The organism is uncultured Amnibacterium sp., assembly GCF_964245895.1.
GTDB lineage: Bacteria > Actinomycetota > Actinomycetes > Actinomycetales > Microbacteriaceae > Amnibacterium.
Window position 1 is genome coordinate 12,448 of the sequence record NZ_CAXTOQ010000021.1, and the last position, 20,402, is coordinate 32,849.

Here is a 20,402-nt window from a genome sequence, read left to right on the forward strand (position 1 = left end):
ATGGCGGGATCGGTGCAGCACTCCCGCGCCACCGTCGCGCTGGCCCTCGTGGCGCTGGCGCTCGGCGGCTTCGCCATCGGGTCGACCGAGTTCGTCGCGCTCGGCCTGCTGCCCGACATCGCGCGGGAGCTGCTGCCGGACGCCTGGGCGCGCTCGCAGTCGGACGCCGTCGCGCAGGCGGGCGTGATGGTCTCCGCGTACGCGGCGGGCGTCGTGGTCGGGGCGCCGGCGATCGCCGCGCTCGGCGCCAGGCTGCCGCGCAAGACGCTGCTGCTCGGCCTCCTGGTCGCGCTCGTCGCCGCGACGGCCGCCACCGCGGTGCTGCCCGGCTTCGGCCTCGTCGTCGCGGCGCGGTTCGTCGCGGGCCTGCCGCACGGCGCCTACTTCGGAGTCGCGACCCTCGCCGCCTCCGAGCTGCTCGGGCCGGGGGCGCGCGGCCGCGCGGCCGCCTTCGTGCTCGCCGGCCTGACCATCGCCAACGTGCTCGGGGTGCCCGTCATCACCGCAGTCGGCCAGGCCGCAGGGTGGCGCACCGCCTACCTCGTCGTCGCCGCCGCGTTCGCGCTGACGTTCGTCGCGGTGCTCGTCGCTCTGCCGCACGGGCCGGGGGACCGCACCGCGACCGTGCGCAGCGAGCTGCGCGCGTTCGCCCGCGGCCAGGTCTGGTTCGCGGTCGCGCTCGGCGCGATCGGGTTCGGCGGCCTGTTCTCCGCCTACACGTACATCGCGCCGATCACCACCGACGTGACGGGCCTGGCGGCCGGCACGGTGCCGGTCGTCCTCGTCGTGTTCGGCGTCGGCATGACGATCGGCAACCTCGCCGGCGGCTGGTTCGTCGACCGCGGCGTGCGGCGCGCGGTGCTCGTGTGCTTCGTCGGCGTGCTGCTGTCGCTCGTCGTCCTGCTGATCTGGGCGCGCAGCCCGGCGGGGCTGTTCACGGGCGTGCTGCTGATCGGGTTCTTCTCCGCGGCGCTCAGCCCCGCGATCCAGGTGCGGCTGATGGACGTGGCGAAGGGCTCGACGACGATCGCGGCGGCGTCGACGCACTCGGCGCTGAACATCGGGAACTCGCTCGGCGCGGCGCTCGGCGCGGTGGCGATCGCCGCGGGCCTCGGCTACCTGTCGCCGATCGCGGTCGGCGTGGGGCTGACCGCGCTCGGCCTGGTGCTCGCTGGCGTCGCGTTCGCGGTCGAGACCCGCGCCTCCCGAGGCACCCTCTCCCGTCCCGGGCTCGCCGGCCCCGAGGCCTGATCGCCCGCTGACCCGAGCACTGCAGCAGGCTGCGCGCGCTTCAGCAGGCCGCAGCACGCCTCAGCAGCCTGCCGGAGTGCGAGCAGCCTGCTCAAGGGCTCCTGAAACGCAGAACGGCCGGCCCTCCCGAAGGAGAGCCGGCCGTCGGACGCGCGTGGCTAGTCGGTCTGGAGCAGGATGCCGTCCTGGATCGCGCGCTTGCGCAGGGCGACCTTGGTGCCGACGTCGAAGCCCGCGACGCGGTACTTCTCCCGGATGCGCTTCAGGTACGACTTGGCGGTCTCCTCCGAGATGCCCAGCTCGTAGGCGACCGTCTTGACGGGCTCGCCGCCGCCGTAGAGCGCCATCACGCGGCGCTCCTGCGCGGACAGCTTCGGCGAGCCGCCGATGTCGCCGGAGTTGATCGCGAGGTCGAGCTCCGCGGAGATGTAGGACTCGCCGCGGGCCGCGGCGCGGATCGCCTTGATGATCATCGCGACGTCCTCGCTCTTCGGCACGTAGCCGAGCGCGCCGGAGGCGAGCGCCTCCCGGACCCGCTGCGGCTCCGAGTAGCTCGACATCAGGACCGACTTCACGCCGGTCGGCTTGATCTGCGCCAGGCGCACCGCGAGGGGCATGCCGTCCTTCAGGTCGACGTCCATGAGGGCGACGTCGACGGGGAACTCCGGGTGCGACAGGAGCTCGGGGTAGCTGGTCACGGCGATGACGAGCTCGATGTCGTCCGCGGCGCTGCGGATCCACTCCGTGAGTGCGCCGAGCAGCATCTTGTGGTCGTCGACGAGGGCCAGACGGATCGGGCGGCCGGTGGTCATAGGTTCGGTCTCCGGTTCTGAGGGATCACAAAGGGGGAAGGAGGGGTGCAGCGAGGCACCGAGGTCAGCGTTCGGCCGGACGGTCGACGACGCAGTCGATCTCGACGCAGAGGCTGCCGCCCCGCTGCGAATCGGTGTGCCGTCCGACGTTGCGCATAGCGTCCCACGTGGCCGGGTCGACCCGGCCGCGCGCCACGCCGGAGGTCTGCACGACGATCGGGATGCGCATCGTGCGAGCCCTGCCCTCGGCGGCGCGTGCCGGACCGACGGTGATCTCGACGGCGATGCGGGCCGCCGACCGGCGGGAGCGCTCGGGGGCGTGGCCGAGCATCAGCCAGACCGCCTGCAGCAGGCCGTCCCGCTGCTTCGGGTCCAGCAGGCCGGCCAGCGACTCGGGGTCGGACAGCGTGACGGTGCGGCCGAGCAGCTCGGACTCGCTGATCGCGTGGTACAGCCAGGTCTGCCGCCGGCCCTCGATGAGGTGCAGGCGCAGCTCGGTCGCGAGCTCCGCGGCGGCCTGGGCGGCCGCCGGGTTCAGCGGCAGGCGCGTGCGCCCGGTCGCCACGGCGTCGAGCAGGTGCTCGGCGGTCAGGTCGAGGCGCGCCAGCTCCTCCGACGCGAGCATGCCGACGGAGAACCGCGGCGCCGTGGTCGTGGAGGCCACGAGCACGCGCTCCAGCTCCGTCGAGATGATGCGGCGGAAGACGTGGACGATCCAGGCGGCGACGATCGGCGGGGCGATCGCGTGGGCGATCATCGCCACGGCGTCCGCGATCCCGCCGGGAGGGAGCGGGGTCTGCAGCGCGGACACGCCGACCATCGCGGCGAGCGCGAGCCCGAGCGTGCCCGAGGCGGCCGTGATGCTGCGGCCGGATCGGACGCCGACCATCGCGAGCAGGACGAACCCGGCGGCCGGCGCGGCGGTGAGGTCGCGGCCGAGGTCGCCGTTCGCCCACACCGACGCGGCGTCGAGCGCGACGACGGCGCCGAGGCCCGCGACGATGCCGATGGTGACGAAGGAGTCGAGCACGTCCCCGGCGGTGCGGGCGGCGAGCGCCAGCAGCACGAGCAGGCCGGCGAGCAGCAGCCAGGCGGCTGCGGCGAAGCCGGCCCGCTCGTCGTACGTGCCCAGCTGCCACTGGCCCGCGAAGCGTGCCAGGTCGAACACGAGCAGCAGCACCGCGACCACGGTCGCCGCGATGCCGAGGAAGCCGGTGCCGAGGCTCGTGCGCGACGAGCGGAGGCGCTCGGACGGCAGGTGCAGGCGCAGCGCGGCGCCGCGGCGGGGCTCGTCGTCGTGCTGACGGGCCCGCAGGTCCTTGCGGTGCGGCAGCGGCTGGGCGGCAGTGTCCCGCTCCGGAGCGACGGTCATCGGGGCACCTCCAGCACGACGGTGGTCCCGGAGCCCTGCGCCGAGAAGACGCGGGCGGTGCCGCCCGCCTCCTCGATGCGGCCGACGATCGACTCGCGGAAGCCGAGCCTGCCGGCGGGCACGGCGGCGGGCTCGAAGCCCACCCCGTTGTCGGTGACGAGGGCGCGCACCCGGGTCTCGTCCTCGCTGATCGTCACAGTCGCCTCGGTCAGGCCGGAGTGGCGGCGCACGTTCTCGAGGCACTCGGAGATCGCGAGGAGGAAGGCCTCGCGGCGGTCGGGCCGCAGCGACACGATGCCGGTGCCGTGCCACTCGACGTCGAGGCCGAGGCGCTCGAAGCGGGTGCGGACCGCCTCCAGCCCGTCGCTGCGGGCGCCGCCGGCGCTGCCCGCGTCGTCGGAGCCCTGGCTCATCGAGATCGGGGTGGGGGAGAGGCGCAGCTGCCGCAGCAGGCGGGCGTCGTCGCCGGCCTGGCGACGCAGCGCGTCGCGGCTCACGCCGACGCCCGAGTGGGCCAGCAGGGTGAGGGTGGCGAGCACGGTGTCGTGCAGCAGGCGGGCGCCCTGGCGGCGCTGCGCCTCCGTCTCGCTCGCCTGGCGCTCGCTGCGGTGCGCGCGGCCGATGGAGGTGACGCGGCGCGCGGCGCGCAGCAGGCCGGCGGAGAGCACGGCGCCGGAGATCGTGAGGCCGGTCCAGCCGGCGATGACCGACAGCGCGACGAGCCCGAGCGAGCCGTCGTCGGTGAAGATCGTGACGCTCGTGACGAGCACGGCGAGGAACGCCCCGACGAGCACGAGCATGCGGCCGAGGCTGATCGTGAGCACGACGGACACGGCCGCGATCGCGCCGGCAACGAGCAGCCGCACGGCGTCGACCGCGCCGGCGCCGACCGGGAAGGGGGCGCCGGTGCCGATGAGGGCGTCGAGCGCGCCGACGGTGCCGAGGCGGACGAGCACCGCGGTGGCGAGGCCGGCGACCATCGCGACGACCGGCCACACCATCGACCGGGTGGCGCCGAGGCGGATCAGGGCGAGGACGAGCACGGCGTAGCCGGGCGCGACGACGAGCAGCAGACCGGGACGCGGATCACCCAGTGCGAGCAGCACGAGGGACGCCGCGGAGCAGACGAGGCCGATGAGCCTCGCGCTGATGCCCAGCAGGCGATCGCGCTGTTTGAGGATGCGTTCCATGACCCGGTGATGGAATCACGGGGCCTCCGGCGCGCAAGGTTGCCACACCGGTTGAAGGTTCTGCGGCGCGGACCGATCCGCGGAAGTGGTATCAGGCGGGATCACTCCGGCGTGATCCAGCCCTCCCGCAGCGCGTGGCGGCGCAGCAGGACCTTGGTCCCGAGGTCCACGCCGGCGACCCGGTACTTGCGGCGGCCGCGCTTGATGTAGCTCTTCGCGGTCTGATCCGTGGTCGCCATGTGCAGCGCGACCTCGTGCACGCTGCGGCCCTGCGCGTACAGCTGCAGGGCCATCAGCTCCTGCCGGCCGAGGCTCGGGTCGGCGCGGTTCGCCCAGGCGTCGAGGGCCGCCTGCACGGACGGCGGCTGGTGCGACCGCCCGTCGGCCGCGGCGTGCACGGCGGCGACCAGCTGCTCCGCGGGCTCGCACTTCGGCACCAGGGCCAGCGCGCCGGCGGCGAGCGCGGCGTGCACGGTCGGCGCGTCCGCGCTGCGGGCGAGCGCCACGACCGGCACCCCGGTGCCGGCGAGCTGCTGCAGCTTCACCTCGAACGGCACGCCGTCCTCGAGGCCGATCTCGACGACGGCGACGTCGACCGGGAACGACGGGTGGTGGATCAGCTCGGTCCAGTCGGTGAGCGCGGCGACGACCTCGATGCGGGCGCGGGGCGCCGAGAGCCGCGCGGCGAGGCCCTCCACGAGCAGCCGGTGGTCGTCGATCAGCGCCACCCGTAGGCGGATCCGGCGCGTCTCCGCACCCGCTGCCGTCATCCCCGACCTCCTGGGACACCGATCGTAGGGCCGGATCGGCGGGCCACCGGCCCGCTGGCTCAGGTCCGCAGCAGCCGCCGCAGCGCGGATCCGACCGCCTTCCGCTCGATGAGGAAGCCGTCGTGGCCGAAGCCGGAGACGAGCAGGGTCGGTTCGGCGCCGTCGAGCGAGCCGGGCAGGCCCTGCGCGACGAGCCGCTGGTCCTCCACCGGGTAGAGCCGGTCGGTGTCGATGCCGAGCACGAGCGCGGGGCCGGGGAAGCGGCCGAGCGCCGCGAGAGCCCCGCCCCGGTCGCGGCCGACGTCGTGCGCGCTCATCGCGTCGACCAGCCGGATGTAGCTGTTCGCGTCGAACCGGCGCGTGAACCGGTTGCCGTGGAAGTCGAGGTACGACTCCACCGCGAACCGGCCGTGGTCGCCCATCGGCGAGACGTCGGACTGCCAGGAGCGGCCGAACCGCTCGTTCAGCTCGTTCTGGCTGCGGTAGTTCAGCAGGGCCATCCGGCGGGCGAGCGCGAGGCCGCGGTGCGGTCCGTCGCCGTCGGCCGCGCCGTAGTAGTCGCCGCCGCGGAACCTCGGGTCGGCGCGCACCGCCTCCGTCTGCACCGAGTTCAGGGCGATCGCGTCCGCGCTCGAGAACGCGGGGGCCGCCAGGACCGCGAGGCGCGCGACGCGGTCGGGCGCGGTGACCGCCCACTCCAGCGCGTGCATGCCGCCCATCGAGCCGCCGATGACGGCCGCCCAGCGGTCGACGCCGAGCCGGTCGGCGAACGCGAGCTGCGCGGCGACCTGGTCGCGGATCGTGACGTAGGGGAACCGCCCGCGCCACTCGTTGCCGTCGGGTGCGAGGGAGGCGGGCCCCGTCGTGCCGGCGCAGCCGCCGAGCACGTTCGGGGCGACCACGAACCAGCGGTCGGTGTCGATCGCGAGCCCGGGGCCGACGACGCCCTCCCACCAGCCGGAGGTGGGCTGGCCCGGTCCTGCCGGACCGATCAGGTGCGGGTCGCCGGTGAGCGCGTGCAGCACCAGCACGGCGTTGCCGCGGTCGTCGTCGAGCCGCCCCCAGGTCTCGTAGGCGATCCGGACGCCGGCGATGCGGGCGCCGGACTCGGTGACGACGGTGCCGATGCCGGCGAACCGCCGGTCGCCCACCGGGTCGCCCTCGCGCCACGCGCCGCTCGCGGGCGGCTTGCCGACGAGCGCGCGCGCCTCCGCGTCGGTGACGGGGCGCACCGCGACGGTGTCCTCCGAGCTCTGCCAGTCCATGCCGCTCCCAGCATCTCAGGCGATCGGAGGACCCCGCCGCGGTATGACGGCCTCAGACGGTCGCGCGCAGCGTGCGGGCCGCCACCAGGCCGGCCTCGAGGTCCGACTTCAGGTCGTCGACGTGCTCGAGTCCGACCGAGAGGCGCACGAGGCCCGGCGTGACCCCGGTGGTCAGCTGCTGCTCCGGCGTCAGCTGCGAGTGGGTCGTCGACGCCGGGTGGATCACGAGCGAGCGCACGTCGCCGATGTTCGCCAGGTGGCTGAACAGGCTCAGGCTCTCCACGAACTTCCGGCCGGCGTCGACGCCGCCCTTCAGCTCGAACGAGACGACCGCGCCGACGCCCTTCGGGGCGTACCGGTTCGCCGCCGCGTACCAGGGGCTCGACGGCAGGCCCGCGTAGTTCACGGAGGCGATGTCGTCGTGGTCGTCGAGCCACTCCGCGATCGCCTGCGCGTTCTGCACGTGGCGCTCGATGCGCAGCGAGAGCGTCTCGATGCCCTGGATCAGGCTGAACGCGGTGTCGGGGGAGACGGCCGCGCCGATGTCGCGCAGCAGCTGCACGCGCGCCTTGATGATGTAGGCGAGCCCGTCGCCCACCGCCGCCGTGTAGGAGGCGCCGTGGTACGACGGGTCCGGCTCGGTCAGGCCCGGGAACCGGTCCACGTGCTGCGACCACGGGAAGCGGCCGCCGTCGACGATCGCGCCGGCGACGACCGTGCCGTGGCCGCCGAGGAACTTCGTGGCGGAGTGCACGACGATGTCGGCGCCGTGCTCGAACGGCTTGATCAGGTACGGCGTCGCGATCGTGTTGTCGACGATCAGCGGCAGCTCGTGCGCGTGGGCGACGTCCGCGACGGCGCGGATGTCGAGGATGTTGATCTTCGGGTTGCCGATCGTCTCCGCGAAGAACAGCTTCGTGTTGGGGCGCACCGCGGCGGCCCACTCCTCCGGGTCGTCCTGGTTCACCACGAAGGTCGTCTGGATGCCGAGCTTCGCGAGCGTGTACTTGAACAGGTTGTACGTGCCGCCGTAGATGCTGCTGGACGACACGATGTGGTCGCCGGCCTGCGCGATGTTCAGCACGGCGAAGGTCTCGGCCGCCTGCCCGGAGGCGAGCAGCAGCGCCGCCGTGCCGCCCTCGAGCGCCGCGATGCGCTCCTCGACGACCGCCTGGGTCGGGTTCTGGATGCGGTTGTAGATGTTGCCGAACTCCGCGAGCGCGAACAGGTTCCTCGCGTGGTCGGCGGAGTTGAAGACGTAGGACGTCGTCTTGTAGATCGGGGTGGCCCGGGCGTTGGTGACGGGGTCGGGGGCGGCCCCGGCGTGGATCTGCTCGGTCTCGAAGTGCCAGGTGTGCTCAGCCATGGTGGCGACGCTAGGAGCCGGGCCCGCGGGCGACAACGGCGGGCGCAACGCGGCGTAACGGTTGAATGGGACCGTGACGGATGGACGCAGCACGCGGCGAGCGGTCGTGACCGGGGCGAGCACGGGCATCGGGTGGGCGACGGCGGCGCTGCTCGCCGCGCGGGGCTGGGACGTCGTCGCGGTCGCCAGGCGCCGCGATCGGCTGGAGGGGCTCCGCGCGGAGACCGGCTGCGACACGTTCGCGGCGGACCTCACCGACGCGGACCAGGTCGCGGCGCTCGCCGAGCACCTGCGCGGCGGCGCGCCGCTGCACGCCCTGGTGAACGTCGCCGGCGGCGCGCGCGGGCTCGACTCCGTCGAGCACGGCGACGTCGAGGACTGGCGCTGGATGTTCGAGGCGAACGTCATCGCGACGAAGCGGGTGACGTCGGCGCTGCTGCCGCTGCTGCGCGACGGCGCCGAGGACGCCGGCAGCGCCGACGTCCTCACCGTCACGTCCATCGCCGGGCACCTGCCGTACGCCGGCGGCTCCGGCTACAACGCGGCGAAGCACGCGGAGCACGCGCTGGTCGCGGTGCTGCGCCTCGAGCTGGCGGGCGAGCCGATCCGGGTGATCGAGGTGGCGCCCGGCCTGGTGCGGACCGAGGAGTTCTCGCTCAACCGGTTCGGCGGCGACCGCGAGCGAGCGGACGCCGTCTACGCCGACGTGCCGCAGCCGCTCACCGCCGAGGACGTCGCGGAGACGGTCGTGCACGCCCTCGAGCTGCCCGGGCACGTCAACCTCGACCTGATCACGGTCAAGCCGGTCGCCCAGGCGGCCGGCTCGCAGACCGTGAAGGGGCCGCTGCGCGTCCGGCGCTGAGCGGTCAGCTCGCGACCAGCGCCGCGAACGCCGGGTCGACGACGACCGCGCCGTCGTCGGAGGCGATCAGCTGGGCGCGGATCGGGGCGCCGCTCGCCGCGAGCGCGGCGACCCAGTCCGCCTCGAGCATCCTCGGGTCGGCGCCGCCCGAGCGCTCCCAGACGAGCACGGCGGTCGCCGCGTCGGGGACCGCGGCGACCAGCGTGTCGATGCGGTCCGCCATCCGCGCGACGTCCTCGGGCGCCGGGTCGGCGGGCACGCCGTCCATCGGGACGACGAGGGGCGCCAGGCGCTGCTCGTCGTCGAGCAGGAACACCCAGGTCTGGCGGCGCAGCGGCACGCCGACGAGGTCGTCGACCATCGCGATCAGGTCGGCGTCGGTGGTGAGGGGGAGGAGGGAGTCGAACATGCGGGCAGCATGCCCGCGCGCGGTGCCGCGTGGGCCGTCGCGGCCTGGGGAGGAGCCGATCCGGCCCCCGACCGGGGGGATCGTCGGCGTGTCGCGCGGCTCCGCGGCGCCGGGGCCCCCGATCCTGCGGCCATGCGCTTCGAAGTCCCGGCAGGCACCGCGCTCGTCTTCAGCGGCAGCGACGGCGAGCTGCTCGCCGAGCCGATGACCCGGCCGATCCTCCGCACCGTCGAGGTCGACCCCGAGCGCTGACCCCGCTTCCCTCCTCCGCCTCGTCGAGCGCTTCAGCAGGAATTCTCGAGCGCGAGAGCAGGAATTCCTCGCTTCGGCAGGAAGAAACGGGCTCGAATCACCTGCTGTCGTGAATTCTTCCTGCTGTGCTGCTCTGGCGCGGGGCGGTCAGATGCGCCCGAGGCGGGCGCCGAGCACCGTCCGCGCCGCTACGAGAACGGCCAGCGCGACCGCCCACCAGAGCGCGCCGAGCGCCGCGAGCCCGGCGACGGCTGCGGCGAACAGCGCGACCTGCAGCAGCAGCCTCGGCTCGTCCGCGAGGCGCCGCCGGGCGCGAGGCGCGACGAGCAGCGCCCACACCAGGATCACGGCGGCGGGCAGCAGCACGGCGGCCGCGACCCGCACGGGCAGCGGCGCCGGCAGCAGCAGGCCGATCGCCACCGCGGCCGCGAGCAGCGCCAGCTCGAGCAGGAAGGCGAGCGCCGCGTTCAGGCCGAGCAGGGATCGCACCGCGACATCCTGCCCTGCCGAGGCGCACCACCCGGACGCGGCAGGATGACGGGATGAGCGGGTCCGTCGTGCGGTGGGCCGTCCCGGGGGACGCGGAGGCGCTCGTCGGCCTGCGCGCCGCCATGTTCGACGCGATGGGGCAGGACCCGATCGGGGAGGCGTGGCGCACCGCCGCCCGCGCCTGGTTCGCTGAGCGCCTGGCCGGCCCGGACCTGCTGATCGCTGTCGCGGACGTGCCCGGCCGGGGGCCCGTGTCCAGCGCGATGGCGGTGGTCGAGCGCCGCGCCCCGTCGCCGTCGAACCCCTCCGGCCTCGCGGCGCACCTGTCGCAGGTCAGCACGCTGCCCGGCCATCGCCGGCACGGCCACGCACGGGCGTGCCTCCTGGCGCTGCTCGCCGAGCTGGACCGACGGGAGGTCCGGCGGACGGACCTCTTCGCGACGGGCGACGGCGAGGCGCTGTACCTCGACGTCGGCTTCCGTCCCTCCCCGTACCCGGCGCTGCGCCGCCCCTAGCGGTGCGGCCAGGTCCAGCCGGAGATCGCCGGGTCGTCCTCGCCGTGCTCGCGGGTGTAGGCGCGCGCGGCGAGGCGGGCGTCGGCGAAGCGCTGCCGCAGCACCGCCTGGGACGAGCCCAGGCCGGGCACGCGGTCGATCACGTCCATCGCGAGCGAGAACCGGTCCAGCCGGTTCAGCATCACCATGTCGAACGGCGTCGTCGTGGTGCCCTCCTCGATGTAGCCGTGGACGTGCAGCTGCGCGTGGTTCGCCCGCTTGTAGGTGAGCCGGTGCACGAGCGCCGGGTAGCCGTGGAAGGCGAACACGACCGGCTTGTCCGCGGTGAAGATCGCGTCGAACTCCCGGTCGTCCAGGCCGTGCGGGTGCTCCTCGGGCGACTGCAGCCGCATCAGGTCGACCACGTTCACGACCCGCACCCCGAGGTCCGGCAGGTGCTGCCGCAGCAGGTCCGCCGCCGCGAGCACCTCCATGGTGGGGATCTCGCCCGCCGCCGCGAGCACCACGTCGGGCTCGCCGTCCGTCGTCGACGCCCAGCTCCAGATCCCGAGGCCGCGCGTGCAGTGCGCGATCGCCTCGTCCATCGTCAGGTAGTCGAGCGCCGGCTGCTTCCCGGCGACGATCACGTTGATGTACTGCCGGCTGCGCAGCACGTGGTCGGCGACGGAGAGCAGGCAGTTCGCGTCCGGCGGCAGGTAGACCCGGGCGAGCTCCGCCTTCTTGTTGATCACGTGGTCCATGAACCCCGGGTCCTGGTGGCTGGAACCGTTGTGGTCCTGCCGCCAGACATGGCTCGTGATCAGGTAGTTCAGGCTCGCGATGTCGCGCCGCCAGGGGATCCGGTTGATGTCGTGCAGCCACTTCGCGTGCTGGTTGACCATCGAGTCGACGATGTGCGCGAACGCCTCGTACGACGACAGCAGGCCGTGCCGCCCGGTCAGCAGGTACCCCTCCAGCCAGCCCTGCAGCAGGTGCTCGGACAGCACCTCCATCACCCGCCCGTCGGGCGCGAGGTGGTCGTCGGTCGCGAGGATCGGCTCCTGCCACGCGCGGCCCGTCACGCCGAACACCGCCTGCAGGCGGTTGGAGGCGGTCTCGTCCGGCCCGAAGAGGCGGAAGGACGACGGGTTCAGCCGCATCACCTCCCGCAGCCACTCGCCCATCACGCCGGTCGCCGACGTCGTGCCGGTCCCGGGCGCGTCCACCCGGACGGCGGAGCGGCGGAAGTCGGGCAGCTCGAGGTCCTCGAGCAGCAGGCCGCCGTTGCTGCGGGGGTTCGCGCCCATCCGGCGGTCGCCGTCGGGCGCGAGCGCGGCGAGCTCGGGCAGCAGCTCGCCGTCGGCGTCGAACAGCTCCTCCGCGCGGTAGCCGCGCAGCCAGTCCTCGAGCTGCCGCAGGTGCTCGGGGTTCGTGCGCACCTGGTCGAGCGGCACCTGGTGCGCGCGGAAGGTGCCCTCGACCTGCTGGCCGTCGACGACCTTCGGCCCCGTCCAGCCCTTCGGGGTCCGGAGCACGATCATCGGCCAGCGCGGCGGGGAGCCCGCCGACGCCCCGTCCGATCGCGCCGCGGCCCGGATCGCGGCGATCCCGTCCAGCACGTCGTCGAAGGTGTCCGCCAGCGCCCGGTGCACGAGCGCCGGGTCGTCGCCCGAGACGACGTGCGGCTCCCAGCCCCAGCCGCGGATCAGCGACAGCAGCTGCTCCTCCGGGATGCGGGCCAGCACCGTGGGGTTCGCGATCTTGTAGCCGTTCAGGTGCAGGATCGGCACGACCGCGCCGTCGCGCACGGGGTCGAGGAAGGCCGGCGCGTGCCAGCTGGTCGCGAGCGGCCCGGTCTCCGCCTCGCCGTCGCCGATCGCGCAGAACGCGATCGCGTCCGGGTCGTCGAACACCGCACCGGTCGCGTGCATCAGGGAGTAGCCGAGCTCGCCGCCCTCGTTCAGGGAGCCGGGCGTCTGCGGCGCCGCGTGGCTGGGAATGCCGCCGGGGAAGGAGAACTGCCGGAACAGCCGGCGGATCCCCTCCGTGCCGCGGCCGATGTGCGGGTAGACCTCGCTGTAGACGCCCTCGAGATAGGTGTTCGCGACGACGGCCGGTCCGCCGTGGCCGGGTCCGGCGACGAAGACCGCCGCCAGGTCGCGCTGCCGGATCACCCGGTTGCAGTGCGCGTACAGCAGGTTCAGCCCGGGCGTCGTGCCCCAGTGGCCGAGCAGGCGGGGCTTGATGTGCTCCGGCGCCAGCGGCACCTCGAGCATCGGGTTGTCGAGCAGGTAGATCTGCCCGACCGACAGGTAGTTCGCGGCCCGCCACCAGCGGTCGAGCAGCGCCAGCTCGTCGTCGGTCGCTCGCGTGGTCCCGGTGTCCGTCACCCGGTCACGATCGCTCACGGAACTGTGCGGCGGGCGACCGCGGTCCGGTACGGTCTCCTCCGGACCATTGCCGGAGCCCTAGCATGTTCTCCGCGCGGATGCGCGCCGCTGCGTAGGAGGACCGTGTGCCGCAGGAGTCGACACCGCTGGTCGCCCAGATCTCGGACAGGCTGATCACGGCGATCGCGACGGGGGAGTTCCTCCCCGGGTCGCGCCTGCCCGCCGAGCGGGACCTCGCCGTGCTGCTGCACGTCGGACGCACCAGCGTGCGCGCGGCGCTCGCGGTGCTGCACGACCGGGGCCTGATCGAGACCCAGCGCGGCCGCGGCGGCGGCTCCTTCGTCCGCGTGCAGTGGACCGCGGACTCGCACGCCGCCGTCGTGCGCACCCTGCGTGCCAGGTGGAGCGACATCCAGGACCGGCTCGAGGCGATGCGCAGCCTGCACGGCGCGATCGCCCGCGCCGCCGCCGAGCGCCGCGACGACCGGGACATCCCGCTGCTGCGGCAGCGGCTGGAGGAGTACCGCGTCGCGGACAGCGGCCGGTCCAAGCAGTTCGCGGACGCCTCCCTGCACCTCGCGATCTCGGACGCGGCGAAGAACGGCACACTGAAGGACATGCTGCTCACCTTGGAACGGGACATCTCCATCGGCGCTCCGCTGCACGTGTGGGGCGAGCCGGACGGCATGGCCGCGAGCGAGGAGCGGGCGCTGCGCGAGCACGACCGCCTCGTCGACGCGATCGTGGACGGCCGGGCCGACGACGCCGACGCGATCGCTCGCGAGCACGCGCGGATCGACCTCGAGCTGCTCGAGGTCGCCCGCAACCGCGCCGAGCAGGCCGCCGCCGCCGTCTCCGGTCCATGAGCGGGGCCGAGCGCGAGGTCCTGACCTGGTCGCGAGTCGGCGACGCGACGCGCGAGCTCGCGCAGCGGATCGCGGACGACGGCTTCCGGCCGGAGGTGGTGATCGCGATCGCCCGCGGCGGCCTGCTGGTGGGTGGGGCGCTCGCCTACGCCCTCGGCGTGAAGAGCTGCGGCTCGATCAACGTCGAGCTGTACACGGGCGTCGACGAGACCCTGCCCGAGCCGCTGGTGCTGCCGCCGCACCTGGACGGCGCCTCCCTCGCCGGCAAGCGGGTGCTGCTGGCCGACGACGTGTCGCAGTCGGGGCTGACGCTGCAGCTGGCCGTCGAGATCCTCACCCGGATGGGCGCCGAGGTGCGCAGCGCGTGCTTCTACACGAAGCCGCAGACCGTCTTCGCGCCCGACTGGTCGTGGCGGCGCACCGACCGGTGGATCGTCTTCCCGTGGTCGGCGGACCCGCCGGTCGTCGGGGCTCCCGAACAGTGACGTCCCTGGCCGGGCTCGCCCGGGACGGGCTCATCGACGCCACCTGGGCGGAGGCGCTCGCCCCCGTCGAGCCGCGGATCCATGCGATGGGCGACTTCCTGCGCGGCGAGGTCGAGGCGGGCCGCGGGTACCTGCCGGCCGGGCGCGACGTGCTGCGCGCCTTCCGCACGCCCCTCCCGGACGTGCGGGTGCTGATCGTCGGGCAGGACCCGTACCCGACGCCGGGCAACCCGATCGGGCTCTCGTTCGCCGTCGACCCGCACGTCCGGCCGGTCCCACGCAGCCTCACGAACATCTACAAGGAGCTGCAGGCCGACCTCGGCGTCGCGCCGGTGCCGCACGGCGACCTGACGGCGTGGACCGAGCGGGGCGTGCTGCTGCTGAACCGCTGCCTCACCGTGCGGGCCGGCACGCCCGCCTCCCACCGCGGGAAGGGCTGGGAGGCGGTCACCGAGCACGCGATCCGCACCCTCGCCGCGCGCGGCGGCCCGCTGGTGGCGATCCTGTGGGGTCGCGACGCCCGGAACCTCGCGCCGATCCTGCAGCCCGTCCCGCTCGTCGAGTCCGCGCACCCGAGCCCCCTGTCGGCGTCGAGGGGCTTCTTCGGCTCCCGCCCCTTCAGCCGGGCGAACGCGCTGCTCGAGCAGCAGGGCGCGGCCCCGATCGACTGGGCGCTGCCCGCGGCGTGAGCGGCTAGCCTCGCGCCGTGCTGGAAGAGGAGTACGAGCCCCGGCGGCTGGGGAAGCCCTTCCACCTCCGGCGCATGGAGCCGCCCGAGCCCGCGTTCGCGTACGCGATCCGGCCCGCGACCGCGCAGGACATGCCCGACGTGCGGCAGATCTACAACCACTACGTGACGAACACGATGGTGACGCTCGACACCGAGACCAGGACGCTGCGGACGTGGCGCGCCAAGTTCGCGTACCTCACGCGGCTGGACCTGCCGTTCCTCGTCGCGGTCTCGCCGACCGGCCAGGTGCTCGGCTACGCGCTCTGCGAGCCGTGGGTGCAGAAGCGCTCCGCCCGGTTCACCGCGGAGGAGTCGATCTACCTGCGCCCGGCGTCGACCGGGAAGGGGCTCGGCACGGCGCTGCTGCGCGCGCTGATGGCCGCGGGCAGGCAGGCGGGGCTGAAGCAGCTGCTCGCCGTCATCGCGGACGGCGGCGCGGAGTCGTCGATCGCGCTGCACCGGTCGCTCGGTTTCAAGGAGACCGGTCGGATGGGCCGGGTGGCGTTCAAGTTCGACCGCTGGATCGGCACGGTCATGATGCAGTCGACCCTGAGGTAGCGGTGGCGTTCGAGCCGCACCAGCTGACCGCGCAGGAGCAGTGGGACTGGATCCGCCGCGGCGACGCCACCTCCGCCGAGCTGACCGCGTCCTACCTCCGCCGGATCGAGCGCCTGGACGGCTGCCTGGGCGCGTACTCGCGGGTCGACGGCGACCGGGCGATGGCGCGCGCGGCCGCGATCGACGCCGCCGGGCAGGGGGCGGCGCCGCTGTCCGGGGTGCCGGTGGCGGAGAAGGAGCTGGTGCGGCGGGCGGGCACGGCCTGGGGCGCGTCCCGGCTGTTCGCCGGCGCGGCGGTGGAGGCCTCCGACGACGTCGCGCTCGCGACGGACGCGACCGGCGCCGTGGTGCTGGGCGCGACGACCGCGCCCGAGTTCGGGCTGACCGGCTTCAGCGAGCCCGCCGGCCGGCCGCCGGCGCGGAACCCCTGGGACCCGGCGACCGGGGCGGGCGGCTCGAGCGGCGGCGCGGCGGCGGCGGTCGCGGCCGGGCTCGCCCCGTTCGCGATCGGGTCCGACGGCGGCGGCTCGATCCGGATCCCGGCCGCGTGGTGCGGGGTCGTCGGCCTCAAGCCGTCGCGGGGCCGGGTGCCCGCGCTCGGCGGGCAGGGGGCGTTCGCCGGGCTCGTCACCGCCGGGCCGATCGCCAGGACCGTCGCCGACGCCGCGATGCTGCTCGACGCCCTCGTGCGGCCGGAGGGGCGGGCGCGCTCCGCCGGCTACGCGACCGTGCCCGGCGACGACGGCGAGCCGCTGCTGGGCGACGCGGTCCGCGGCGAGGGCCGGTTCTCCCTCGGCGTGCTCGAGGGCTCGGTCTGGGACGACGCGCTGGACGTGACCGTCGACCCGGACAACGCGGCGGCGGTCGCTCGCGCGGTCGCCGAGCTGGACGGGCTGGGGCACGGCGTCGAGTCCGTGCGGCTGCCCGGCGAGGACTACCCCGCGTTCTTCCGCGTGCTGTGGCAGGCGGGGGCCGCCCCGATCCCGGCGCGGACGGCGGCGGAGCTGGCGCTGCTCGAGCCGTACACCCGCGAGATCGTGGAGCGCGGCCGCCGCCTGCCCGCGGAGCAGGTCGTCACGGCCGTGCTCGCGGCCGCCGCCTTCGAGCGCCGGGCGATCGCGGCGTTCGCGCGCTTCGACGCCGTCGTGACCCCGACGACGGCGCTGCCGCCGCGACCGCTCGGCTGGTACGCGGCCGCGGGCGACGACGCCGACTCGGTGTTCGACCGGCAGGTGCAGGCGGCGCCGTTCACCTCGTTCGTCAACGTCTCCGGGCTGCCGGCGATCACGCTGCCGGTCGGGTCCTCGGCGGAGGGGGCGCCCGCCGGGGTGCAGCTGATCGGGCGCCCCGGCGGCGAGCGGGCGCTGCTGGCGATCGGCCGGCAGCTGGAGCGCCGCCTCGGCTGGTCCAGGAGGCACCCGCCCGCTTTCTGGTAGCGCCGCTTCCGTTGTGAAGGAGATCCTGGCTGTGCGGACCAGGAACTCCTTCAAAACGGCAGGGAGACGGCGAGGGTCGCGAGCGCGACCGTGAGGGGCGCCGCGATCAGGCCGAGGCCTGCGAAGCGCCACCACGAGATCCGCACGTCCAGCGCGGTCAGCCGCGCGTGCCAGAGCAGGGTCGCGAGCGAGGCCCACGGCAGGATCAGCGGCCCCGCGTTCACGGCGACGAGCAGGGCGAGCAGCCGGTGCTCGCTGCCGGAGACCGGCTCGAGCGCCAGGTACGCGGGCAGGTTGTCGGCGAGGTTCGCGGTGACGGTCCCGACGCCCGCGAGGCGGAGCAGGTCCAGCGGCGCGTCGCCCGTGCCGGCCGCGGCGGCGAGGACGTCGGTCAGCCCGACCCGGCCGAGCGCGGTCACGGCCAGGAACAACCCGCACACGAAGAGCACGAGCGGGATCGGCAGCAGCCGCACGGACAGCATCCCCGGCCGCCGCACGGCTGCGGCGACCACGAGCACGAGTGCGGCGGCCGAGGCGGGCACCCACACGGGGACGTGCAGCACCGGCTCGCCGATCGCGAGCGCCGGCACGAGCAGCGCGACCGTGACGGCCGAGGCGGCGAGCAGCACCCGGTCGGCGACCGGTTCCGGCGGAGGAGGCTCGTAGCGGTGCGCCAGCGCGCGCCGCGAGACGACGGCGAGGATCGCGACCGGCACCAGCACCGCGACGAGTGCGGGCAGCCAGGATCGCGTGACGTACGCGGAGCCGAACGCCGGATCGGACTCCGCGAGCAGGTTCGTCAGGTTCGACACCGGCAGCAGCAGCGAGCCGGTGTTCGCGAGCCAGACGGTGGTCATCGCGAAGGGGACGGGGGACAGCCCGACCCGCCTGGCCAGGGTGACGACGACCGGCGTCAGCAGCACCGCGGTGGTGTCGAGCGACAGGAAGACCGTGGCGGCGACGGCCACGACCACGACCAGCGCCCACAGCGCGGCGCCGCGTCCGCGGGCGAGCCGCGCCGCCCCGGACGCGAGCCGGTCGAAGAGCCCCGCCTCCGCGGCGACGGCGGCGACGACCGTGATGGCGACGACGAAGCCGAGCACCGGCGCGATGCGCTCCCCGAGCGCGGCGGCGTCCGCGGCCGGGAGGAGCCCGGTCGCCACCGCGACCAGCCCCGCCAGGAGCAGGCCGCCCCCGAGCCCGGCCAGCACCACGACCGCGAACCTAGCGCGCGACCATGCCCTCGCTCGACTCCCACAGGCCGCGCGCCAGCTCGGCGTCGTCGGCGAGCCGCGAGGTGCGGCCCGGCGCGGTCAGGCGGTCGAAGAAGTTGCCCGACGGCGCCGGGATCGCGGGCGCCGCCGCGAGGCGCACCAGCGGCGCCGCCCCCGCCTCCGGTGGGATCGCCAGCCGCTTGCCGAGCGACATGAGCGGGCCGTCGCCGCCGAACCCGGAGGCGACGAAGCCCGGATGGAAGGCGTACGCCGAGACGCGCGTGCCGGCCAGCCGCCGCGCGAGCTCGCGGGTGAAGAGGATGTTCTCGAGCTTCGCCGCGCTGTACGCCCGCCAGCCGGCGAGCCACGGACCGCGCCGGGTGTCGAGGTCGTCCAGGCGCACCCGCCCGCCGCCCGCCGCGCTGCTGGACGTCTGCACGATCCGCACCGACCCCTCCGGCGCCGAGTCCGCGGTCGCGCGGATGCGGTCGAGCAGCAGCGTCGTCAGCAGGAAGCCGGCCAGGTGGTTGCGCTGGAACGTCTGGTCGTGCCCGTCCTCGGTCCGCTCGCGCGGGCCGATGCCGCCCGCGTTGTTCGCGAGCACGTGGATGGCCGGGTAGGTCTCCAGCAGCGCCGCGGCGAGGTCGCGCACGGCGTCGAGGCGGTCGAAGTCGGCGAGGAAGGCGCGGCCGCCCGTCTCGGCCGCGACCGCCTCGGTGCGCTCCCGGTTGCGGCCGACCACGGCGACGTCGGCGCCGAGCAGCGCGAGCTCGCGCGCCGCCGCCCGGCCGACGCCGGAGCTCGCGCCGGTGACGACGACCGTGCGCCCCTCCATGCGGGAGGGGTGGGGCAGGGTGACGCTCATGCGCGGCCGTCCGTCTCGAGCAGGCGCAGCCACACCTCGCTGAGCGTCGGGTAGGCGGGGACCGCGTGCCAGAGCCGCTGGATCGGCACCTCCCCGACGACGGCGATCGTCGCAGCCTGCAGCATCTCGCCGACGTCGTAGCCGGCGAACGTCGCGCCGACCGGTACGTCGCGCTCGTCGTCGATCACGAGCTTGGCCCGCCCGACGTACGCGTCGTCGTAGACGCCTGCGCCGGCGACGGACGCCAGGTCGTACTCGCTCGTGCGCACCCGCAGCCCCGCCCTCCTGGCCGCGTCCTCGGTCAGGCCGACGGAGGCGACCTCCGGATCGGTGAAGGTCACCTGCGGCACGGCGGCGTGGTCCGCCGTGGCCGTGAAGCGCGTCCACGGGCCCGTGTCGGGGGACCCGCCCTTCGCCCGGGCGGCGATGACCCGACCCGCGGCGCGCGCCTGGTACTTGCCCTCGTGGGTCAGCAGCGCGCGGTGGTTCACGTCCCCGACCGCGTAGAGCCAGGGGTCGTCGGCGTTCGTCGGGGCGTCGACGAGCAGGGTGTCGTCGACCGTCAGCCAGTCGTCGTCCTCGAGCCCGACGGAGGCGAGGCCGAGGCCGTCGGTGCGCGGCGTGCGCCCCGTCGCCACGAGGATCTCGTCGGCCTCGATCGCGGTCCCGTCGTCGAGCGTCGCGGTGACGACGCCGCCCGACCGCTGCACGGCGGTGATCCCCGCGCCGAGGCGCACGTCGGCGCCGGCCTCGCGCAGCGCGTCGGCCACCAGCTGCCCGGCGAAGTGCTCCATGCCGCCGAGCAGGCCGCCGCGCACGACCAGGGTGACCTTCGCGCCGAGGGAGGTGTAGGCCGTCGCCATCTCGCTGCCGACGACGCCGCCGCCGAGCACGATCAGCCGCCCGGGCACCGCGGTCGCGCTGGTCGCCTCCCTGGACGTCCACGGCTTCGCCGCCGCGAGCCCGTCGATCGGGGGGATCAGCGCGGCGCTGCCGGTGCAGACCGCGACCGCGTGGGTGGCCGTGAGCCGGACCTCGCTGCCGTCCGGCGCGGTGACGACCACCTGCTTCGGGCCGTCGAGCCGCGCCTTCCCCCTGACGAGGTCGATCCCGGCCGACTCGAGCCAGGACACCTGGCCGCCGTCGTCGTAGTCCGCGACCTCCGCGTCGCGGCGGGCGAAGACCGCGGCCGGGTCGATGCGCCCGGTGACGGTCTGCTTCGCGCCCTCGACGTGCCGGGCGGCGCGCAGCGCGGCGCCGGGACGCAGCAGGGCCTTCGACGGCATGCACGCCCAGTACGAGCACTCGCCCCCGACCAGCTCGCTC

Annotated in this window: 20 protein-coding genes; 8 read left to right on the forward strand and 12 right to left on the reverse strand. The window is 74.8% G+C overall.

What is annotated here, in order from left to right:
• The gene (locus ACFE60_RS05080; protein ID WP_375387757.1) at nucleotides 1-1,251 is read left to right on the forward strand and encodes an MFS transporter; all 1,251 of its coding nucleotides are present in this window, start codon (nucleotides 1-3) and stop codon (nucleotides 1,249-1,251) included.
• Nucleotides 1,252-1,409: 158 nt separating this feature from the next.
• Here the strand turns inward: ACFE60_RS05080 and ACFE60_RS05085 are convergent, their stop codons facing one another.
• From ACFE60_RS05085 to ACFE60_RS05110, 6 genes are all read right to left on the reverse strand, one after another.
• Nucleotides 1,410-2,063, reverse strand: coding sequence for a response regulator (locus tag ACFE60_RS05085; protein WP_375387758.1), 654 nt, complete (start codon nucleotides 2,061-2,063; stop codon nucleotides 1,410-1,412).
• A gap of 64 nt (nucleotides 2,064-2,127) precedes the next feature.
• On the reverse strand, nucleotides 2,128-3,435 hold the full coding sequence (locus ACFE60_RS05090) for a hypothetical protein (RefSeq protein WP_375387759.1): 1,308 nt from the start codon (nucleotides 3,433-3,435) through the stop codon (nucleotides 2,128-2,130).
• Nucleotides 3,432-4,625 (reverse strand): sensor histidine kinase, encoded by a 1,194-nt coding sequence (locus tag ACFE60_RS05095; RefSeq protein ID WP_375387760.1) that lies wholly within the window; start codon nucleotides 4,623-4,625, stop codon nucleotides 3,432-3,434. Before ACFE60_RS05095 ends, ACFE60_RS05090 begins: the two co-directional genes overlap by 4 nt.
• Nucleotides 4,626-4,726: 101 nt before the next feature.
• Nucleotides 4,727-5,395 (reverse strand): response regulator, encoded by a 669-nt coding sequence (locus ACFE60_RS05100; protein WP_375387761.1) that lies wholly within the window; start codon nucleotides 5,393-5,395, stop codon nucleotides 4,727-4,729.
• A 59-nt stretch (nucleotides 5,396-5,454) separates the two neighbouring features.
• Entirely contained in the window at nucleotides 5,455-6,660 is a 1,206-nt protein-coding gene (locus tag ACFE60_RS05105; protein ID WP_375387762.1) for a homoserine O-acetyltransferase, read from the reverse strand.
• 52 nt (nucleotides 6,661-6,712) lie between these two features.
• Nucleotides 6,713-8,026: a bifunctional o-acetylhomoserine/o-acetylserine sulfhydrylase gene (locus tag ACFE60_RS05110; protein ID WP_375387763.1), complete on the reverse strand. Its 1,314-nt coding sequence runs from the start codon at nucleotides 8,024-8,026 to the stop codon at nucleotides 6,713-6,715.
• Nucleotides 8,027-8,099: 73 nt separating this feature from the next.
• Between ACFE60_RS05110 and ACFE60_RS05115 the strand changes: the two genes are divergently transcribed.
• Nucleotides 8,100-8,888: an SDR family oxidoreductase gene (locus ACFE60_RS05115; RefSeq protein WP_375387764.1), complete on the forward strand. Its 789-nt coding sequence runs from the start codon at nucleotides 8,100-8,102 to the stop codon at nucleotides 8,886-8,888.
• Between the two features lie 4 nt (nucleotides 8,889-8,892).
• Here the strand turns inward: ACFE60_RS05115 and ACFE60_RS05120 are convergent, their stop codons facing one another.
• Both ACFE60_RS05120 and ACFE60_RS05125 read right to left on the reverse strand, forming a co-directional pair.
• Nucleotides 8,893-9,297, reverse strand: a complete 405-nt coding sequence (locus tag ACFE60_RS05120) for a hypothetical protein (protein WP_375387765.1) — start codon at nucleotides 9,295-9,297, stop codon at nucleotides 8,893-8,895.
• Nucleotides 9,298-9,696: 399 nt separating this feature from the next.
• Nucleotides 9,697-10,038: a DUF2568 domain-containing protein gene (locus tag ACFE60_RS05125; protein WP_375387766.1), complete on the reverse strand. Its 342-nt coding sequence runs from the start codon at nucleotides 10,036-10,038 to the stop codon at nucleotides 9,697-9,699.
• A gap of 53 nt (nucleotides 10,039-10,091) precedes the next feature.
• Here ACFE60_RS05125 and ACFE60_RS05130 point away from each other — a divergent pair, with 53 nt between their 5' ends.
• Nucleotides 10,092-10,553, forward strand: coding sequence for a GNAT family N-acetyltransferase (locus tag ACFE60_RS05130; protein WP_375387767.1), 462 nt, complete (start codon nucleotides 10,092-10,094; stop codon nucleotides 10,551-10,553).
• Here the strand turns inward: ACFE60_RS05130 and ACFE60_RS05135 are convergent.
• Nucleotides 10,550-12,922: a phosphoketolase gene (locus ACFE60_RS05135; RefSeq protein WP_375387768.1), complete on the reverse strand. Its 2,373-nt coding sequence runs from the start codon at nucleotides 12,920-12,922 to the stop codon at nucleotides 10,550-10,552. The two genes, ACFE60_RS05130 and ACFE60_RS05135, sit on opposite strands and share 4 nt — an antisense overlap.
• 125 nt (nucleotides 12,923-13,047) lie before the next feature.
• Between ACFE60_RS05135 and ACFE60_RS05140 the strand changes: the two genes are divergently transcribed.
• Genes ACFE60_RS05140 through ACFE60_RS05160 form a run of 5 tightly spaced genes read left to right on the forward strand, consistent with a single transcriptional unit; the run spans nucleotide 13,048 to nucleotide 16,997 of the window.
• Nucleotides 13,048-13,788, forward strand: coding sequence for a FadR/GntR family transcriptional regulator (locus ACFE60_RS05140; protein ID WP_375387769.1), 741 nt, complete (start codon nucleotides 13,048-13,050; stop codon nucleotides 13,786-13,788).
• Nucleotides 13,785-14,273, forward strand: coding sequence for a phosphoribosyltransferase (locus ACFE60_RS05145; RefSeq protein WP_375387770.1), 489 nt, complete (start codon nucleotides 13,785-13,787; stop codon nucleotides 14,271-14,273). Before ACFE60_RS05140 ends, ACFE60_RS05145 begins: the two co-directional genes overlap by 4 nt.
• Nucleotides 14,270-14,962: a uracil-DNA glycosylase gene (locus ACFE60_RS05150; protein WP_375387771.1), complete on the forward strand. Its 693-nt coding sequence runs from the start codon at nucleotides 14,270-14,272 to the stop codon at nucleotides 14,960-14,962. Before ACFE60_RS05145 ends, ACFE60_RS05150 begins: the two co-directional genes overlap by 4 nt.
• A gap of 17 nt (nucleotides 14,963-14,979) precedes the next feature.
• Nucleotides 14,980-15,561: a GNAT family N-acetyltransferase gene (locus tag ACFE60_RS05155; RefSeq protein ID WP_375387772.1), complete on the forward strand. Its 582-nt coding sequence runs from the start codon at nucleotides 14,980-14,982 to the stop codon at nucleotides 15,559-15,561.
• 2 nt (nucleotides 15,562-15,563) lie between these two features.
• Nucleotides 15,564-16,997: an amidase gene (locus ACFE60_RS05160; protein ID WP_375387773.1), complete on the forward strand. Its 1,434-nt coding sequence runs from the start codon at nucleotides 15,564-15,566 to the stop codon at nucleotides 16,995-16,997.
• Nucleotides 16,998-17,047: 50 nt separating this feature from the next.
• Here ACFE60_RS05160 and ACFE60_RS05165 read toward each other — a convergent pair whose 3' ends face one another.
• The 3 genes from ACFE60_RS05165 to ACFE60_RS05175 all read right to left on the reverse strand — a co-directional run.
• Nucleotides 17,048-18,211, reverse strand: coding sequence for an SLC13 family permease (locus ACFE60_RS05165; protein ID WP_375387774.1), 1,164 nt, complete (start codon nucleotides 18,209-18,211; stop codon nucleotides 17,048-17,050).
• Between the two features lie 10 nt (nucleotides 18,212-18,221).
• A complete protein-coding gene (locus ACFE60_RS05170; RefSeq protein WP_375387775.1) occupies nucleotides 18,222-19,076 on the reverse strand; it encodes an SDR family NAD(P)-dependent oxidoreductase in 855 nt (284 codons plus the stop codon).
• A partial coding sequence (locus tag ACFE60_RS05175) for a dihydrolipoyl dehydrogenase family protein (protein WP_375387776.1) occupies nucleotides 19,073-20,402 on the reverse strand: 1,330 nt, incomplete at its 5' end. The genes ACFE60_RS05170 and ACFE60_RS05175, both read right to left, overlap by 4 nt.

Bases quoted from the DNA above. Each gene is read 5' to 3' on its own strand.
- ACFE60_RS05105 (WP_375387762.1), bottom strand. From the start codon at position 6,660: ATGGACTGGCAGAGCTCGGAGGACACCGTCGCGGTGCGCCCCGTCACC.
- ACFE60_RS05110 (WP_375387763.1), bottom strand. From the start codon at position 8,026: ATGGCTGAGCACACCTGGCACTTCGAGACCGAGCAGATCCACGCCGGG.
- ACFE60_RS05080 (WP_375387757.1), top strand. From the start codon at position 1: ATGGCGGGATCGGTGCAGCACTCCCGCGCCACCGTCGCGCTGGCCCTC.
- ACFE60_RS05170 (WP_375387775.1), bottom strand. From the start codon at position 19,076: ATGAGCGTCACCCTGCCCCACCCCTCCCGCATGGAGGGGCGCACGGTC.
- ACFE60_RS05145 (WP_375387770.1), top strand. From the start codon at position 13,785: ATGAGCGGGGCCGAGCGCGAGGTCCTGACCTGGTCGCGAGTCGGCGAC.
- ACFE60_RS05130 (WP_375387767.1), top strand. From the start codon at position 10,092: ATGAGCGGGTCCGTCGTGCGGTGGGCCGTCCCGGGGGACGCGGAGGCG.
- ACFE60_RS05100 (WP_375387761.1), bottom strand. From the start codon at position 5,395: ATGACGGCAGCGGGTGCGGAGACGCGCCGGATCCGCCTACGGGTGGCG.
- ACFE60_RS05085 (WP_375387758.1), bottom strand. From the start codon at position 2,063: ATGACCACCGGCCGCCCGATCCGTCTGGCCCTCGTCGACGACCACAAG.
- ACFE60_RS05095 (WP_375387760.1), bottom strand. From the start codon at position 4,625: ATGGAACGCATCCTCAAACAGCGCGATCGCCTGCTGGGCATCAGCGCG.
- ACFE60_RS05090 (WP_375387759.1), bottom strand. From the start codon at position 3,435: ATGACCGTCGCTCCGGAGCGGGACACTGCCGCCCAGCCGCTGCCGCAC.
- ACFE60_RS05120 (WP_375387765.1), bottom strand. From the start codon at position 9,297: ATGTTCGACTCCCTCCTCCCCCTCACCACCGACGCCGACCTGATCGCG.